Annotated in this window: 10 protein-coding genes; 6 read left to right on the forward strand and 4 right to left on the reverse strand. The window is 71.3% G+C overall.

Annotation, left to right across the window (positions count from 1 at the left end; genetic code table 11):
• The first annotated feature begins 75 nt into the window (after nucleotides 1–75).
• Nucleotides 76–1,704: a CCA tRNA nucleotidyltransferase gene (locus OHA34_RS23910; RefSeq protein ID WP_285939457.1), complete on the forward strand. Its 1,629-nt coding sequence runs from the start codon at nucleotides 76–78 to the stop codon at nucleotides 1,702–1,704.
• The gene (locus tag OHA34_RS23915) at nucleotides 1,701–3,017 is read left to right on the forward strand and encodes an adenosylmethionine--8-amino-7-oxononanoate transaminase (RefSeq protein WP_285939456.1); all 1,317 of its coding nucleotides are present in this window, start codon (nucleotides 1,701–1,703) and stop codon (nucleotides 3,015–3,017) included. Before OHA34_RS23910 ends, OHA34_RS23915 begins: the two co-directional genes overlap by 4 nt.
• 69 nt (nucleotides 3,018–3,086) lie before the next feature.
• Here the strand turns inward: OHA34_RS23915 and OHA34_RS23920 are convergent, their stop codons facing one another.
• The 4 genes from OHA34_RS23920 to OHA34_RS23935 form a co-directional block, all read right to left on the reverse strand.
• Nucleotides 3,087–4,379, reverse strand: coding sequence for an MFS transporter (locus OHA34_RS23920; protein ID WP_285939455.1), 1,293 nt, complete (start codon nucleotides 4,377–4,379; stop codon nucleotides 3,087–3,089).
• A gap of 34 nt (nucleotides 4,380–4,413) precedes the next feature.
• Nucleotides 4,414–6,186 (reverse strand): ABC transporter substrate-binding protein, encoded by a 1,773-nt coding sequence (locus tag OHA34_RS23925; protein ID WP_329518971.1) that lies wholly within the window; start codon nucleotides 6,184–6,186, stop codon nucleotides 4,414–4,416.
• A 183-nt stretch (nucleotides 6,187–6,369) separates the two neighbouring features.
• A complete protein-coding gene (locus OHA34_RS23930) occupies nucleotides 6,370–7,449 on the reverse strand; it encodes an inositol-3-phosphate synthase (RefSeq protein ID WP_285939453.1) in 1,080 nt (359 codons plus the stop codon).
• A gap of 49 nt (nucleotides 7,450–7,498) precedes the next feature.
• The gene (locus OHA34_RS23935) at nucleotides 7,499–8,122 is read right to left on the reverse strand and encodes a PadR family transcriptional regulator (RefSeq protein WP_285939452.1); all 624 of its coding nucleotides are present in this window, start codon (nucleotides 8,120–8,122) and stop codon (nucleotides 7,499–7,501) included.
• A gap of 1,036 nt (nucleotides 8,123–9,158) precedes the next feature.
• Here OHA34_RS23935 and OHA34_RS23940 point away from each other — a divergent pair.
• The 4 genes from OHA34_RS23940 to OHA34_RS23955 all read left to right on the forward strand — a co-directional run bounded on the left by OHA34_RS23940 (nucleotide 9,159) and on the right by OHA34_RS23955 (nucleotide 16,890).
• Nucleotides 9,159–11,486, forward strand: coding sequence for a transglycosylase domain-containing protein (locus tag OHA34_RS23940; protein ID WP_329518972.1), 2,328 nt, complete (start codon nucleotides 9,159–9,161; stop codon nucleotides 11,484–11,486).
• 485 nt (nucleotides 11,487–11,971) lie between these two features.
• Nucleotides 11,972–14,398 (forward strand): transglycosylase domain-containing protein, encoded by a 2,427-nt coding sequence (locus OHA34_RS23945; protein WP_329518973.1) that lies wholly within the window; start codon nucleotides 11,972–11,974, stop codon nucleotides 14,396–14,398.
• 175 nt (nucleotides 14,399–14,573) lie between these two features.
• A complete protein-coding gene (locus tag OHA34_RS23950; protein WP_329518974.1) occupies nucleotides 14,574–16,040 on the forward strand; it encodes a glycosyltransferase family 87 protein in 1,467 nt (488 codons plus the stop codon).
• A gap of 382 nt (nucleotides 16,041–16,422) precedes the next feature.
• The gene (locus tag OHA34_RS23955; protein WP_285939448.1) at nucleotides 16,423–16,890 is read left to right on the forward strand and encodes a barstar family protein; all 468 of its coding nucleotides are present in this window, start codon (nucleotides 16,423–16,425) and stop codon (nucleotides 16,888–16,890) included.
• The last annotated feature ends 3 nt before the right edge of the window (nucleotides 16,891–16,893 follow it).

The following is a 16,893-nucleotide window of genomic DNA, read 5'->3' on the forward strand; positions in this document are numbered from 1 at the left end:
TCGGAACGGTTCCGCGTTCAGGACCCCGGGCCGTCCGAAGTCCTTTGTCAGCCGCATACCAAGGAAATACGCTCGATGGCCGTGCCCCACCACCCCAGCCAGCCCAACCGGAACGAGCCCCCGGAGCCGTCGCGGACCCAGCGGACGGCGATCGCCGAGCTGCTCCGCGGCGCCGCGCCGGTCGCCGACGAGCTCGGCGCCCGCTTCTCGGCCGCCGGGTACGAGCTGGCGCTGGTCGGCGGGCCCGTCCGCGACGCGCTGCTGCGCCGCCCCGGCAAGGACGTCGACCTGACCACCGACGCGCCGCCGCAGCGCGTCCTGGAGATCATCGACGGCTGGGCCGACGCGGTCTGGACGATCGGCATCGAGTTCGGCACCGTCGGCCTCCGCAAGAACGGCCACGAGCTGGAGATCACCACCTACCGCAGCGAGTCCTACGACCCCAGGTCCCGCAAGCCCGAGGTGTCCTACGGCACCTCGCTGGTCGAGGACCTGCGGCGGCGCGACTTCGCCGTGAACGCGATGGCCGCCCGGCTGCCCGGGTACGAGTTCGTCGACCCGTTCGGCGGCCTCGCCGACCTGCGGCGCGAGGTGATGCGGACGCCGGGGCTGCCCGAGGACTCCTTCGGCGACGACCCGCTGCGGATGATGCGCGCGGCCCGGTTCGCGTCCCAGCTCGGCTTCACCGTCGCGCCCGACGTGGTCGAGGCGATGACCCGGATGGCCGACCGGATCGGGATCGTGTCGGCCGAGCGGGTCCGCGACGAGCTGTCCAAGCTGGTCTGCGGGGCGCATCCGCGGGAGGGGCTGGCGCTGCTGGTCGACACCGGGCTCGCCGCGCACGTCCTGCCCGAGCTGCCGATGCTCCGGCTGGAGATCGACGAGCACCACCGGCACAAGGACGTCTACGAGCACTCGCTGATCGTCCTCGAACAGGCGATCGCGCAGGAGGAGGACGGGCCCGACCTGGTGCTGCGGCTGGCCGCGCTGCTGCACGACGTCGGCAAGCCGAAGACCCGGCGGTTCGAGTCCGCCGGGCGGGTCTCGTTCCACCACCACGAGGTCGTCGGCGCGAAGCTGACCCGCAAGCGGCTGACCGCGCTGCGCTACCCCAAGGACGTCGTCAAGGACGTGTCCCGGCTGGTGGAGCTGCACCTGCGCTTCCACGGGTACGGCACCGGCGAGTGGACCGACTCGGCCGTCCGCCGGTACGTGCGCGACGCCGGGCCGCTGCTGTCGCGGCTGCACAAGCTGACCCGGGCCGACTGCACGACCCGCAACAAGCGCAAGGCCGACCGGCTGCGCCGCACCTACGACGACCTCGAGGTCCGCATCGACCGGCTGGCCGAGGAGGAGGAGCTCGCGGCGATCCGCCCGGAGATCGACGGGAACGGGATCCAGGACCTCCTCGGCATCAAGCCCGGCCCGCTGGTCGGCCAGGCCTACAAGTTCCTGCTCGACCTGCGGCTCGACCGCGGGATCATCGGCCCGGACGCCGCCGCCGCCGAGCTGCGCGCCTGGGCCGCCGCCCGTGGCGTCCCCACCGGGTCGACCGAGCCCGATGGAGCCGGTGGCCTCGACGTGCCGGACGGGGCGGGCGGAGCGGCGGCGACCGACGAGGCTGCCGGGGCGAGCGGGTCCGCCATGGAGCAGGACGCGCCCGGGGACGAGCCCGGTGCGGCAGGGCAAGGGGGCACGGCGTGATCGACCTCAAGCTCGGACGGATGAGCCCGCGCGAGGCCGAGCGGCTGATGGAGTTCGACCGCGAGCACGTCTGGCATCCGTACGCGCCGATGCCGGCGTCCTCGCCCGCGCATCCCGTCGTGTCGGCGTCCGGGGTGCGGCTGACGCTCGCCGACGGCACCGAGCTGATCGACGGCATGTCGTCCTGGTGGGCGGCGATCCACGGCTACGACCACCCGAAGCTGAACGCGGCCGTCACCGGGCAGCTCGGCAAGATGGCGCACGTGATGTTCGGCGGGCTCACCCACCCGGCGGCGATCGGGCTGGCCGAGCGGCTCGTCGGCCTCACCCCGGCGCCGCTGACCAAGGTGTTCTTCGCCGACTCCGGCTCGGTCGCGGTCGAGGTCGCGATCAAGATGGCGCTCCAGTTCTGGCGGGCGCGGGGCCGGCCCGAACGGCACCGGCTGCTCACGGTGCGCGGCGGCTACCACGGCGACACGTTCGGCGACATGGCGGTCTGCGACCCGGTCAACGGCATGCACCACATGTTCGGCGACGTGCTGGCGCGGCACGTGTTCGCGCCGCCGCCGCCGCTCGGCTACCTCGCCGATCCCGATGAGGAGTACCTCGCCGGGCTGGCCGGGCTGGCCGCCGAGCACGCCGGCGAGCTCGCCGGGATCATCGTCGAGCCGATCGTCCAGGGCGCGGGGGGCATGCGCTTCTACGCCCCCGAGTACCTGCGGGCGCTGCGCGAGATCGCCGACGAGCACGGGCTGCTGCTGATCCTCGACGAGATCGCCACCGGGTTCGGCCGCACCGGCGAGCTGTGGGGCTGCGACCACGCCGAGGTCGCGCCCGACATCATGTGCCTCGGCAAGGCGCTGACCGGCGGCTACCTGACGATGGCGGCGACCCTGTGCACCGACCGGGTGGCCGAGGTGATCTCCTCGGGCGAGGGCGGCGCGCTGATGCACGGCCCCACGTTCATGGCCAACCCGCTCGCGGCGGCGGTGGCGTCCGCCTCCATCGACCTGCTGCTGTCGCGCGACTGGCGCGAGGAGGTCGACACGATCGAGGCCGTCCTCACCGCCGGCCTGGAGGGCGCGGCGGAGCTGCCCGGCGTCGCCGGGGTACGGGTGCTCGGCGCGATCGGGGTGATCGAGGCGCGCGAGCCGGTCGACGTCGAGGCCGTGCAGGAGGTCGCGATGGACTACGGCGTGTGGCTGCGGCCGTTCGGCAAGCTGATCTACGCCATGCCCCCGTACGTCTGCACCGAGGACGAGACGGGCCACATCGCCGACGCCATGTACGCCATCGCCGAGTCCGCCCTCTGACCCGCCGAGCGCCCCGCCCAGAGGCGGCGGACCCGGTGGAGACGGGTGCGGCGGAGACGGGTGCGGCGGTCAGTGCGGGGCGGGGACCGGGGCCTGCACGCTGCGGGCGGCGGTGGCGCGGTAGGCGATCGCGCCGGCCGCGTAGGTGACGATCACGATGGCCAGGGTGAGGTGGGAGCGGCCGTCGGTGGGCAGCCAGGCCGCCGCTGCCGCTGCCGCGGCGGCGAACATCGCGTTGAAGAGCATGTCGTAGACCGCGAAGACCCGTCCCCGGTAGGCGTCCTCGATCGACTCCTGGAGCGTGGTGTCGACGCAGAGCTTGACGCCCTGCGACACCACCCCGAGGGCGAACGCGCCCGCGGCCCAGGCCGGCTCGGCGAACGGCAGGCCGAGGACCAGCAGCGACACCGCGGCCCCGGCGAGCAGCCAGGCGACCCAGGTCTCCTTGCTGATCCGCCGCACCACCGGCGGGGTGATCAGCGCGGCGGCGAAGTACCCGGCGCCGGACACCCCGAGCATCATCGCGAACGCCGCCAGCCCCCGATCGGCGTCGCTGGTGAAGTGGTTGCGGCACAGCAGCAGCGTCATGATCAGGATGACGCCGTACAGGCACCGGTGGAACGAGATCGCGGCCAGCGCGAGCGCGGCCGGCCGCCGTCGCGCGATGTGCCGGGCGCCGTCCACCAGGCCGTGCAGCACGCTGCCGAGCGCCTCGCTGGTCTGCTTCGGCACGTCCTCCAGATGCGGGCCGAGCAGGCGTCGCGGTAGCGAGGTCGCGATGAGCCCGGCGAGCAGGAACAGCACGGCTCCGCTCACCAGGATCAGCGCCGTGCCGCCCGTGCCGGCGCCGAAGACGCGCCGCAGCAGGTAGCCGAAGCCCGCGCCGGTGAACGCGATGACCGTCCCGGACGTGACGGCGAACGCGTTCGCCGTCACGAGCTGCTCGCGGCTGACGACGTGCGGGAGCGCGGCCGACAGCGCGGCGAGGAAGAACCGGTTGACGCCGAGGACGACCAGCACGCCGAGGAAGAACACCACGCCGTCCTGCCCGGCCGCGACCAGGCCCGCGACCGCCAGCACCAGGACGGCGCGCAGGATCGGCGTCCACACCAGGATCTGACGCCGCCGCCACCGGTCGATGAGCACCCCGGCGAACGGGCCGAGCGCGGAGTAGGGCAGCAGCGTCACCGCAAATGCGGCGGCGGCCTTGCCGGCCGTCGTCTGCCGTTCGGGGGAGAAGAACACGTAACCGGCCAGCGCGACCTGGAAGACGCCGTCGGTCAGCTGAGAGGCGATCCGGGTCGCGTACAGCCGCCGGAAGTCCCTGCCGGCCAGGATGCTCCGCAGCTCGTTCGCCCTCACCAGATCACCCTATGCGGCCTCGAACGGGGACAAGTCAGTCGGCCAGCCACAGCCGGGTGTAGTCGTACCCGGCCGCGGTGGGCAGGAAGACGGCGCCGCCGACCCGGCTCGACCGGAAGATCGTGTGCGCTCGGTCCAGCAGCGGCACGATCGCCGCGTCCTCCATGATCTTCTGGTCGGCCCGCTGCCAGTGGCCCGCCGCGCGCCCCGCGTCGGGGGCGGTGAGGGCCGCGTCGATCAGCCCGTTCACCTCGGCGCTGTCGTAGCCGCCGTAGTTGATGGAGTTCTTTCCGTATCCGCGCCCGTCGAACAGCGGCTGGACGAGCGTGCGGCCGTTGTTGCCGTACCAGTCGGGGGTCCAGCCGGGCGCGGCGATGTCCCACTTGCCTTCACGCGCCCGCGCGGGCGAGGAGATCGTCTCGGCGTAGAAGTCGCCGCCGGTGTCGGCCCTGAGCTCGGCGGTGACGCCGCACCCGGCCAGGTTGTCCTTGATGGACTGGGCGATCAGCCGGTGCACGCTGTTGGTGCGGTACGGGAACTCCAGCTTCAGCCCGGTGTACCCGGCCTCGGCGAGGAGCCGCCGGCAGCGCCCCGGGTCGCCGGCCTCGCCCGTGGTCGGGTAGCGGTCGGTGGGCGCGTGGCCGGCGTTGCCCGGCGGGATCACCGTGTGCAGCGGCGACGCCACGTCCGGCCCGCCCACGATCTTGACGAGCGCGGACCGGTCGATCGCGTACTCCAGCGCCTGCCGGACCTCGCGCCTGCCGAGGGCGCCGCCGTTGCCGGGGCTGAGCGTGTTGAACACCAGGTACGGGCTGTTGGACGGGGTGTCCCTGATCGCGAACCGCGGGTCGCGGCGCACCCGGGGCAGCGCGGCGGTCGGCACCGGCTGGTCCCAGGCGAGATCGGCGGAGCCCTGTTCGATCTGCTGCTGGACGGTGTCGGCCGAGTCCTGGCCGAGGGTGATCCGGATCTTCTCCACGTGCCGCTCGCGCAGCGGGTCGGTGTCCTGCCGCCACGCCGGGTTGCGGGACAGCAGGTAGGAGACGCCCGGCTTGTACTGGGTGATCCGGTATGGACCGTCCGAGACCGTGTGCTGGCGGAACTCGGGACCGTCCGGCAGGTACCGGTCGTACTCGGCGGGGGCGGCGGCGGTGGCGGGGAGGCTGAGCAGGTTGAGGAAGTCGCTGGCCGGACGGGTCAGGGCGAAGACCAGGGTGTGGTCGTCCTCGGCCCGCAGCCCGCCGATCTCATGTGCGTTCTGGTAGGCGGCGATCGCCTCGGGGTCCTTGGCGTCGACCGCGCCGAAGCCGTGGCAGAAGCCGTCCATCCCCTTGATCGTCGGGGTGTAGTAGCGCTGGCCCGCCGATGGCGAGGCGGGGTTGCACATCCGCTTGACGCCGCGGACGAAGTCGTGCGCGGTCACCGGGCGCGGCGGGCTGGTGCTCCAGTAGACGCCCTGCCGTAGCCGCACCGTGTAGGTCGTGCCGTTCTCACTGACGCCGCCGTTCTCACGGGTGGGGATCCGCGCGGCGACGTCGGCCCGGACCGGCACGGTCTCGTTGAAGTCGTTGGACGCACGTGTCCCGAACAGCGTGCGGGCGTAGGTGCGGACCAGTCCGTAGGCGCCGACGCTGGACGCGCCGGCCGGGTCGAGGTGCTCGACGTCGGACGAGCCGACGATCCTGAGGACGCCGCCGTCCCTGGGCGGGCCCGTGGTGGGCCTGGTCGAGCCTCCGCCGCCGCAGGCGGTCAGCCCCACCGCGAGTCCCGTCAGTCCCGCCGTGACCCTGAGTACCTCTCGTGCCATCCGTGACCTCCACTCGGCTCCTGGAAGCGATGCGCACCTCACCGGGGGTGTCACAGTAGAGCCAGAGCGTGACAACGGTCGCTACATCACCCTTTTCCCTATGGAAAGTAAGGACGCCCTGACGGTGGGTGTCCACCGTCAGGGCGTCCTTGACCAGGCCGTGTGATCAGCCTCTTGGCGCGTTCAGCGTTCGACGTCTCCGCGGATGAAGGCCTCCACGGCCTCGCGCGCCTCGTCGTCGTTGTACTGCTCGGGCGGCGACTTCATGAAGTAGGAGCTGGCCGACAGGATCGGTCCGCCGATGCCGCGGTCGAGCGCGATCTTGGCGGCCCGGACCGCGTCGATGATGACGCCGGCGGAGTTGGGGGAGTCCCAGACCTCCAGCTTGTACTCCAGGTTGAGCGGGGTGTCGCCGAAGGACTTGCCCTCCAGGCGGACGTAGGCCCACTTGCGGTCGTCGAGCCACGGCACGTGGTCGGACGGGCCGATGTGCACGTCGGCTTTGGCCATCTCGTGCGGGATCTGCGAGGTGACCGACTGCGTCTTGGAGATCTTCTTGGACTGGAGCCGCTTGCGCTCCAGCATGTTCATGAAGTCCATGTTGCCGCCGAAGTTGAGCTGGTACGTGCGCAGCAGCTCGACCCCGCGGTCCTCGAACAGCTTGGCCATCACGCGGTGCGTGATGGTCGCGCCGACCTGCGACTTGATGTCGTCGCCGACGATCGGGACACCGGCCTTGGTGAACTTCTCGGCCCAGGTCGGGTCGGAGGCGATGAACACCGGGAGCGCGTTGACGAACGCCACGCCGGCGTCGATCGCGCACTGCGCGTAGAAGCGGTCGGCGTCCTCGGAGCCCACCGGCAGGTACGACACCAGCACGTCGACCTCGGCGTCCTTGAGCGCCTTGACCACGTCGACCGGCTCGGCGTCGGACTCCTCGACCATCTCGCGGTAGTACTCGCCGAGGCCGTCGAAGGTGTGGCCGCGCTGCACGGTGACACCGGTCGGCGGGACGTCGGCGAACTTGATCGTGTTGTTCTCGCTCGCGCCGATGGCGTCGGACAGGTCGTTGCCGACCTTCTTGGCGTCCACGTCGAACGCGGCGACGAACTCGACGTCGCCGACGTGGTACTCGCCGAACTGGACGTGCATCAGACCCGGGACCCGCGTCTCGGGGGAGGCGTCCTTGTAGAACTCGACGCCCTGGACGAGCGAAGCGGCGCAGTTCCCCACACCGACGATGGCTACGCGCACCGAACCCATCCGGTTGCTCCTTCTCCTTGGTTCACCGGCCCCGAAGGCGTGCCGCTGATCAGCGGTCGTCCTCGCGGGGCTGGTCCTGAGTCATATTGGAAATCGAAGATCTGGCCTGCTCCTGCTCCGCCCGCTCGCGCCCGATGAGCTCGTTGAGCCACCGGACCTCGCGTTCGACGGACTCGAGCCCGTGGTTCTGGAGCTCGAGGGTGTAGCTGTCGACCCGCTCCCGGGTCCGTGCCAGCGCGCCGCGCACGCTCTCCAGCCGCTCCTCCAGCCGGCTGCGCCGGCCCTCGAGGATCCGCAGCCGGACGTCGGCGCGGGTGTGCGAGAAGAAGGCGAAGTGCACGCCGAACCCCTCGTCCTCCCACGACGCCGGGCCCGCCTCGGTGAGGAGCTCCTGGAGACGCTCCTTGCCCTCGGCGGTGAGCTTGTAGACGATCTTCGAGCGGCGGCTCTGCAACGCCAGCGGGACGGTGGGCTCCTCGGGCCGGTCCTCCACGATGAGCCCCTTGGCGAGGAGCTGCTTGAGGCACGGGTAGAGCGAACCGTACGAGAACGCGCGGAACATGCCCAGCAGGGTGTTGAGCCGCTTGCGCAGCTCGTAGCCGTGCATCGGGGACTCGTGCAGCAGACCGAGCACGGCGAGCTCCAGCACGCCCGCGCCCTTCTTGCCCGCCATCCGAGGTCCCTTCCCCGCAGCGCCGATGTCTCCACTCGATGTATCGCCCGGATGCCTCCACTCGATGTATCGAGCGAATGTATCGGTTCGATACATCGCAAAGATACGTACCGCCGCGCATCCTGGCAAGTCACCCGGCCGGACGCCGTACCCCGGCGATGCGGAACAGGGCACCGGAGCTGCGTGGAGGGGCGAGGCGGGCGGGAGGAACCGGGTCGCCACGCGGGGTGCGACGGGGCCGCCGCCGGGCTCGCCGACTTGGACCGTGAATAGGGAGAATTCGGGGTCTATGTGGTCGAAGTATGCGAAAGTTGGCGGTTGGAACCACCTGGCGATGTCGCACGTCCTCGGCCACGGGAATCAGCCCCACGACCAGTGAGGACGGCTCGCCGGCCCGATGGCCTGCGGAGACGTGCCCGCGCCGGGACCGGGCTCCGTCATGCGCAGCGGTCCCCCCGCTCACCAGCCCGCACAGTACTCTTCGGACGACGCACAGCCGTAGTCCCCCTGTTGATGAGGTCGCGTGAGTAATCCAAGCCAGCCCCGACCAGGACCCGGGTCGCAGTGGCCGGGCGGGCAGCAGGTCCCCCGCCCCGCGAGTCCCGGTGCGTCGTTCGGCGCCCACTCCGCAGGTCCCGCGGGGGGACCACCGAACGGCCCGGGCAACCCGCCGTTCCCACCGACCGGAGCACCGCCCGGCGGGGCGCACGCGCGCCACGCCGCCGGCCCTCCGCCCCCTGGCCCCAGCGGCCCCAGCGGCCCAGGTGGCCCCGGCGGCCAGGGCATCCCGAGCGGCCCGAGCGGCCCGGGTGGCCCCGGCGGATCCAGCGGCCCAGGTGGTCCCGGCGGTCCCGGCGGTCCGGGGGGATCGAGCGGTCCCGGCGCGCCCGGTGGACCCGGCGGATTCGGCGGCGGATTCGGTGGGGCGGGCGTTCCCGCAGGCTTCGGCAGCGGACCAGGCGGACCAGGCGGCCCCGGAGGGCCCGGTGGGCCTGGCGGCCCGAGCGGTCCTGGCGGCCCCGGAGGATCGGCCGGGATGGGCGGCAGCAGCGGTGGTCGCGGCGGTAAGCGCGGCATCGTCGAGCATCTGAGGTCGCGCAGCACGGGCTGGCGCCGGTTCATCCCGTCATGGAAGGTCGTGACCGGCGTCTCCGTGCTCGGCTTCACCGGCCTCGCCACGCTCGTCGGTGTCGCGTACGCCCAGACGCCGGTGCCGGACATCGGCAACTCCGACGCCGTCAAGACGGCGGCCATCTTCTACTACCGCGACGGCACCGAGATCGGGCGGATCGGCAAGAACCGCGAGCCCATCAGCATCCAGGACGTGCCGAAGCCGGTGCAGGAGGCGGTGATCGCGGCGGAGAACCGCAGCTTCCGCAGCGACAACGGCTTCTCCCCGTCCGGCATCACCCGCGCGGTGTGGAACAACGTGTCGGGCGGCGACACCCAGGGCGGGTCCACGATCACCCAGCAGCTCGCGAAGAAGTACTACCTCAGCGACGACCGGACGATGTCCCGGAAGTTCAAGGAGATGTTCATCTCGCTGAAGCTGGAGGACAAGCTCGGCACCAAGGACAAGATCCTCGAGCTCTACCTCAACACGATCTTCTTCGGCCGCAACGCCTACGGCATCCAGGCGGCGTCCCGCGCCTACTACGGCCCGAAGGTGACCGTCGACAAGCTGCGCCCGGACCAGGGCGCGCTGCTCGCCGCGGTCATTCAGCAGCCCGGCCGGCTCGACCCGCGCAGCGACGACAAGCAGGCGCAGGCCCAGACGCTGGTGCGCTACCGGTACGTGCTGGACGGGATGCGCAAGATCGGCGCGCTGAGCCAGGCCGACTTCGACAAGTACTCCAAGCAGCTCCCCGAGACCGCGCCGATCGGCGGCCCGGTGACCTTCGGCGGCCAGCGCGGCTACATGATCAAGCGGGCGATCAAGGAGCTCGAGCGCAAGGGCATCACCGAGCAGCAGATCATCGAGAAGGGTCTGAAGATCACCACGACCTTCGACCCCCGCAAGATGAAGGCCGCGAAGCAGGCGGTGGAGAACACCGTCCCGGGCATCGACCCCGCCAAGCTGCTGAAGAAGCACGTGCGGCTCGGGCTGGTGTCGGTCAACGCCACCAACGGCGAGGTCGAGGCGATCTACGGCGGGCCGAGCTACCTCAAGCAGTCGTTCGACAACGTCTGGTGGGGGTCGGCGCAGGCCGGATCGGCGATGAAGCCGTACGTGCTGGCCACCGCGCTGGAGAAGGGGTACGGGCTCAAGAGCCTGGTCGAGGGCCGTTCGGGGGTGTCCTTCGACGGCACCGGCAAGGTCGTGCCGAACGGTACGCCGGGCGCGCTCGGCCCGATCCCGAACAGCCACGCGGGCAAGGGCGCGATCAACCTGGTGCAGGCCACCAAGGAGTCCACCAACACCGCCTACCTCCAGCTCGCGATGAAGGTCGGCATCGGCGACGTGGTCAAGACCGCCGAGAAGGCGGGGGTGAACCCCTCGATGGTGGAGCCGTTCAAGGAGCAGGCCGGGCTGGCGCTCGGCATCAACGACATCCGGCCGATCGAGCAGGCCGCCGGGTACGCGGTGTTCGCCAACGGCGGCACCTACCACCAGCCGCACGTGGTCAAGGCGGTCAACAACGCCGACAAGCAGCCCGTCAAGGTGCTGAGCTGGGACCACAAGGCCGGCACCTTCAGCGCCGGCGTCACCGCGGACGTCACCTACGCGCTCCAGCAGGTGGTCAAGCCGGGCGGCACCGCGCAGGCGGCGGCGCTGCCGGACCGTCCGGTGGCGGGCAAGACCGGTACCACCGACAAGAACGTCGCGACCTGGTTCGTGGGCTACACCCCCAAGATCTCGACCGCGGTGACGATGTACAACGAGAAGCGGAAGCGGCTGAACATCGCGGGCGGTGAGGTCCAGGGCGGCACCATCCCGGCCAAGATCTGGCACGCCTACATGGCCGAGGCCACCAAGGGCACCCCGGTCGACCAGTTCCCGCAGCCGGCGTGGACCGGCTCCCCGCAGAAGTGGGCCGAGCCGTACAAGCCCAAGAAGCCGAAGGACGACGACGGCAAGCCGGCGTGGTGCAAGACCCCGATCGGTAAGTACGACCCGCGCTGCCAGGACGGCGACGACGGCGACGGGGGCGGCAAGCCGCCCTGCCAGTCGCCGATGCCCGACGGCAACTGCGACCCGAACAAGCCGCCGAGCGCCGACCCGCCCCGCTGGTGGTGCCAGATGCACCGGGACAACCCGCTGTGCCGCCGCGGTGGCGGAAACGGTGGCGGCGGCGGCAACAATGAATGGCCGAACCCTCAGGAGCAGCAGCCCCGGAAGCTCTCCAGCAGGCCGGTGGACTAGCCTCCGGCGTCCGTCCGTCGAACGGAAGCCGGAGGCCGCACGAGAACCGATCGGAAGCCGGAACCGGGATCCAAGGTGGGATGAGTCGTGACCGGCGCATGACGAATAATGCAAACGTTTCCGTACGGTCCGGATGCGGGCTCTCCCGCCCCTCCTGCCCCGATGTGCGCAGTACCCTCGGACGACGCACAGCCGTACCCAGTTGATGAGGTCGCGTGAGTAACCCAAGCCAATACGGACCGGAATACGGAGAGAGCCCGGGTAGGGGCTCGCCCCGCCCCGGGGGGTCAGGCGCGCCCAATGGCCGCGGTGCGCCCGGCGGCGCGTCGGCGTCCGGCCGGCCCTCGCGGGCCGGTGGGAGGGCCGCCGACCGCGGTGCTACCCCTTCTCGGGGCGGCGGCGGCGGTGGCGGTCGCCGCCGTGCCGCGCCTCCCGGCAGACGCGATGGCCAGCAGGGCGCGCCCCCGGCCCCGGCCGGCAACCCGATGGGCGCCCCCGGCCGCGGTGGTCCCGGCGGACCGGGCGGCCCCGGTTCCGGACGGGGCGGTCCTGGCGGCCCAGGCGGACCCGGCGGGCCCCGTCCCGGACGCGGCGGCCCCGGAGGCCCTGGCGGTCCCGGCGACGGTGAGGGCAGGGGACGGCGCGGCAAGCGGTCCGGCAAGCCGCGCAAGACCGGATGGCGGCGCTACGTCCCGTCCTGGAAGATCGTCGCCGCCGTCGTCGCGGTGCTGATGCTGGGCAGCGTCGCGCTCGTCGCGATCGCGTACGCCAACACCCCGATCCCCAGCGGGAAGCAGAAAGACGCGGTGCGGCAGGAGTCGGTGTTCTACTTCAAGGGCGGGACGAAGCCGATCGCGCGCGTCGGCATGCACCGTGAGGACGTCGCCCTCAAGGACGTCCCCGAGCATGTGCAGCGCGCCGTGCTCGCCGCCGAGGACCGCGGGTTCGAGCACGAGCCCGGCGTGTCCCCGAGCGGCGTCGCCCGCGCCCTGCTCAAGGCGGCCTCCGGCGGCAGCGTGGAGGGCGGCTCCACGATCACCCAGCAGCTCGCCCGCAACTACTTCGCGGGCCTGAGCCGGGAACGCAGCATCAACCGCAAGCTGAAAGAGATCCTGATCTCCATCCGGCTGGGGAACGAGCGGCCCAAGGACTACATCCTTGAGACCTACCTCAACACGGTCACGTTCGGCCGGTCGGCGTACGGGATCCAGGCCGCGGCGCGCGCCTACTTCCACAAGGACGTCAAGGAGATCAACGTCTCCGAGGCGGCGATGCTGGCCGCGCTGATCCAGCGCCCGGGCTACTTCGTGGTCACCGGCGACCCGAACCAGCCGGCCAAGAAGGCGCTCATCCAGCGCTGGAACTACGTGCTCGACGGGATGGAGACGGAGGGCTGGCTCGCTGCCGACAAGCGGGCCGAGCAGAAGTTCCCCACGGCCCAGAACCAGTGGAGCGATGTCAAGGAGGGCAACCAGACCGGTTACCTCCGCGACCGGGTGTACAAGGAGCTGAATGAGCTCGGCTTCGACAACACCCTGATCGAGAGTGGCGGCCTGAAGATCACCACCACGTTCGACGAGCGGTTGCAGAACTACACCGCCCAGGTGGTGAGAGCCGTCAAGAAGGAGCGGAACCTCTCCAACGAGATCCGCTTCGGGCTCACCACCATCGACCCGAACACCGGGGGCGTGGTCGCCGCCTACGGTGGTTCGAGCTACAAGAAGCAGCAGTACGACGACTCCTTCGACGCCAGAGTGCAGCCGGGCTCGTCGTTCAAGCCGATCGTGCTCGCCACCGCGCTGAACCAGGGCGTCAGCCTTCAGACCACGATGGACGGCAGCTACAAGCGGGTCATCAACGGTTCGAGCTTCACCAACGACAGCACCAGTGAGAACGGCGTCTACAACCTCAAGCAGATGACCGAGATGTCGATCAACACCGCGTACATCGACCTGGGGCAGAAGGTCGGGCTGGACAAGGTGGTGGAGACCGCCAAGACGATGGGCATCCCGCCGAAGACCGAGGGCCTCAACGCCACCTACACCAGCCTCCCGCTCGGCGTCATCCAGGTCAGCCCGATGAGGATGGCCGAGGCGTACTCGACCTTCCCGGCCGGGGGCAAGCACCGCCCGGCGCACGTGATCGAGAAGATCAGCAAGGCCGACGGCACGCCCGCCGTCAACAGCGCGGGCAAAGTGATCAAGAAGCTGCCCTGGCAGACCGCCACCGAGGTGTTCCCGAAGGCGGTCGCCGACGACGCCACCGCCGCGATGCGCGCGGTCGTCCAGACCGGTACCGGTAAGCAGGCGAGTCTCGGGAACCGGCCCGTGGCGGGCAAGACCGGTACGACGACCGCGAACAAGGCCGCCTGGTTCGTCGGTTACACGCCCGAGTACGCGACGTCGGTGGCGATGTGGCGGCAGAAGGGCAAGGTGCAGCAGTCGCTGGTCGGGGTCGGCGGCTACTCCCAAGGGATCTACGGTGGCACGGTCCCGGCCGAGGTCTTCAGGCGCTACATGACCATGGCGCTGGACGGCAAGGAGATCAAGCAGTTCGACCCGCCGGCGAACGGCGGAGAGATCGCGACCTGGGGCGTGCCGAAGCCGGAGCCGACGCCGACCAAAACGCCGGAGCCGACCGAGACGCCCACCTGCCGGCCCGGCCAGCCGAGGATTCCGGGCCGGCCCGAGGCCCCGAACTGCGCGACCACGCCGCCCCCGACGAGCTCGGCGCCGGAGACACCGCCCCCGGGCACCCAGCCGTGCAACCAGGTCGGGATGCCCGAGGGCTGCAACCGGGACCTCCCGCCGACCGTCCCGGCTCCGGGCTGGTGGTGCATCTCGCACAGCGAGCACCCGGCCTGCCGGAAGGAGACGGAGACCCCGGGGCCAGGGCCCGGGCCGCAGCCGTGACGCGGACCTGAACCACCGCACGAAGATCGAACGGCCCGGAGCCCGCCACGGCGGCTCCGGGCCGTTCGCCGTCCGGGGCCGATCGGAACCACGTCCCGGAGGTGCCGTCCGGCGATGCGGGCGTGGCTCGATCGGGCGTGTCCGAGGGCGGCCGGGAGCCCAATAGTCTGCTGGCATGTCGTCGTCCCCCGAAAGGCTCAGGATGCCCGGCTCCCAGACCGACGGTGACGCGGTGGACCAGGAGAGCGGGCGCGACCGGCCCCCGAGGGGGCGCCTCGCCCGCCTCACGCCGGTGCTCACGGGCGTCACGGCCCTGGTCTGCCTGCTGGGCTGGCTCCAGAAATATCCCTGTGCCTCGGCGGGATTCGATTTCGTCAAGACGACGACCCGCGGCTGCTACACCGACATCTATCCGCTGTACTTCGGGCGCGGGCTGAGCGAAGGCAAGCTGCCCTACTTCGACACCTTCACCGGCTCCGACCTCCACTACGTCGAGTACCCGGTGCTCAGCGGCGCGTTCATGCAGGCGGTCGCGCTGCTGGTGCGGCCGTTCGGCGTCGACGCGCGGGGGATGGCGTTCTACAACGTGACGGCGCTCCTGCTCGCGCTGCTGGCGATCGTCGCGGTGCTGGCGACGGCGTACGTGGCGGGCCGGCGGTCGCTGCGCGTCGGGCTGATGGTCGCGCTGTCCCCGGCGCTGCTCCTCACCGCCTATATCAACTGGGACCTGCTCGCGGTCGCGCTGTCGGCGCTGGCGCTGGCCGCGTGGTCCCGGCGGCGTCCCGCGCTGGCGGGAGTGCTGCTCGGGCTGGCCATCGCGGCCAAGTTCTATCCGCTGCTGTTCCTCGGGCCGCTGGTCCTGCTGTGCGTCCGGGCCGGGCAGTGGCGCGCGATGGGGCGGATGCTGGCCGGCACGGCGGCGGCGTGGCTGGTGGTCAACCTGCCGGTGATGCTCTTCGCGTGGGACGGATGGCTGGAGTTCTACACCTTCAGCCAGCACCGCGGCGTCGACTGGGGGTCGATCTTCTTCTTCCTCCAGGACCAGGGGATGTCCGGGCTGGACGACAAGGACCGGCTCAACCTGCTCGGCACGGGAACGTTCCTGGTGCTCGCGCTCGGCATCGCGGTGCTGGCGCTCGCGGCGCCGCGCCGGCCGCGGCTGCCGCAGCTGATGTTTCTGGTCCTGGTGGCGTTCATGCTGCCCAACAAGGTCTGGTCGCCGCAGTACGTGCTGTGGCTGCTGCCCCTGGCCGCGCTGGCGCGGCCGAAGCTGCCGGCGTTCGTGCTGTGGCAGGTCGGCGAGATCGTCTACTTCTTCGGCGTCTGGTGGTATCTGCTGTCGGTCACCAACCAGGCGACCGGCGCCGGTCCGTCGGCGACACTCTCGACGCTGCTGGGCTTCGACGTCCCGGCGGAGGGCATCTCCAGCACGACCTACGGCGTGGCGCTGCTCGCGCGGTTCCTGACCGTCCTGCTGCTGGCCGTGCTGGTGGTGCTGGACGTCCTGCGGCCGTCCGGCGACATCGTCCGGACGGACGGCGCCGACGATCCGGCGGGCGGGTTCCTCGACGGCGCGGCCGACGTGGTCAGCCTGCGCAGATGGCGTGGCAGGGCGCGGCACGCGGCTGAGCCGAGCGCCTGAGCCGAGCGCCTGAGGCGGCGGCTCGGGCCGGCCGTTGATCCTCCCGAGCAGCAGGCAGCACCGCGCGGGTCAGCCGCGGGCGGCGACGGGTGTCGGCGGTGCGCGTGGAGTCCATCTCGGGTTAAAGGGCGAGTGGCGGTCCGTCAAGGGATCGTGCGGAGGTGGCCGGGGCGGTGCCGGTCGTCCGGCCAAAATGCGCAGGTCAGCGCGCCGTCCGGGGGACGCGCGCGGGCACTGTGCGACGATTCCGGGTCCGGGCCCGCCGGATCGCGGCGTGCGGCGCGTCCGCGCCGGGAAGAACGGGGAACGTCACCACAGGGGCGGATCACCATCGCGATCGCGGGCCCCGCTGAGGCGAAGAGAAGAACTGCCGGGAGATGACGTGGACGCGAACCAAGCACTGACCGAGCTGCTCGCGGGAGAGGTGAAGCCGGGCGTCTACCAGTGGCGGACGCCCGCCGGCGCGGGCCCGATGGGCGACACCGGCTGGACGGCGCGGGCCGGGGAGGCCGGCTGGCGCGGGTTCCATCTGGACGGCCGCCGCGCGCGGGACAAGGACGCGTTCCTGGCGCTGTGCGCCGAGGTCTTCGGCTTCCCGGACTGGTTCGGCGGCAACTGGGACGCGCTGGAGGACTGCCTCGCCGACCTGTCGTGGGCGCCCTCCCAGGAGGGCTACCTGGTGCTGTACGAGTCGTGGGCCGACCTGGCCGACCTCGACCAGGGGGCGTTCCGCACGGCGCTCGACGTCTTCGCCGAGGCGGTGGAGACCTGGCGGGACACCCCCACCCCCATGACGGTGCTCCTGTCGAGCGTCGGCGTGGAGGTGGCCGGCGTCCCCCGTCTCGGCTGACCG

The sequence above is a fragment of the Spirillospora sp. NBC_01491 genome (genome assembly GCF_036227065.1).
Lineage (GTDB): Bacteria > Actinomycetota > Actinomycetes > Streptosporangiales > Streptosporangiaceae > Spirillospora > Spirillospora xylanilytica.

Excerpts from the sequence above, each read along its gene's own strand:
- OHA34_RS23925 (WP_329518971.1), bottom strand. The coding sequence starts at position 6,186 with ATGGCACGAGAGGTACTCAGGGTCACGGCGGGACTGACGGGACTCGCG.
- OHA34_RS23935 (WP_285939452.1), bottom strand. The coding sequence starts at position 8,122 with ATGGCGGGCAAGAAGGGCGCGGGCGTGCTGGAGCTCGCCGTGCTCGGT.
- OHA34_RS23930 (WP_285939453.1), bottom strand. The coding sequence starts at position 7,449 with ATGGGTTCGGTGCGCGTAGCCATCGTCGGTGTGGGGAACTGCGCCGCT.
- OHA34_RS23940 (WP_329518972.1), top strand. The coding sequence starts at position 9,159 with ATGGGCGGCAGCAGCGGTGGTCGCGGCGGTAAGCGCGGCATCGTCGAG.
- OHA34_RS23945 (WP_329518973.1), top strand. The coding sequence starts at position 11,972 with ATGGGCGCCCCCGGCCGCGGTGGTCCCGGCGGACCGGGCGGCCCCGGT.
- OHA34_RS23910 (WP_285939457.1), top strand. The coding sequence starts at position 76 with ATGGCCGTGCCCCACCACCCCAGCCAGCCCAACCGGAACGAGCCCCCG.
- OHA34_RS23950 (WP_329518974.1), top strand. The coding sequence starts at position 14,574 with ATGTCGTCGTCCCCCGAAAGGCTCAGGATGCCCGGCTCCCAGACCGAC.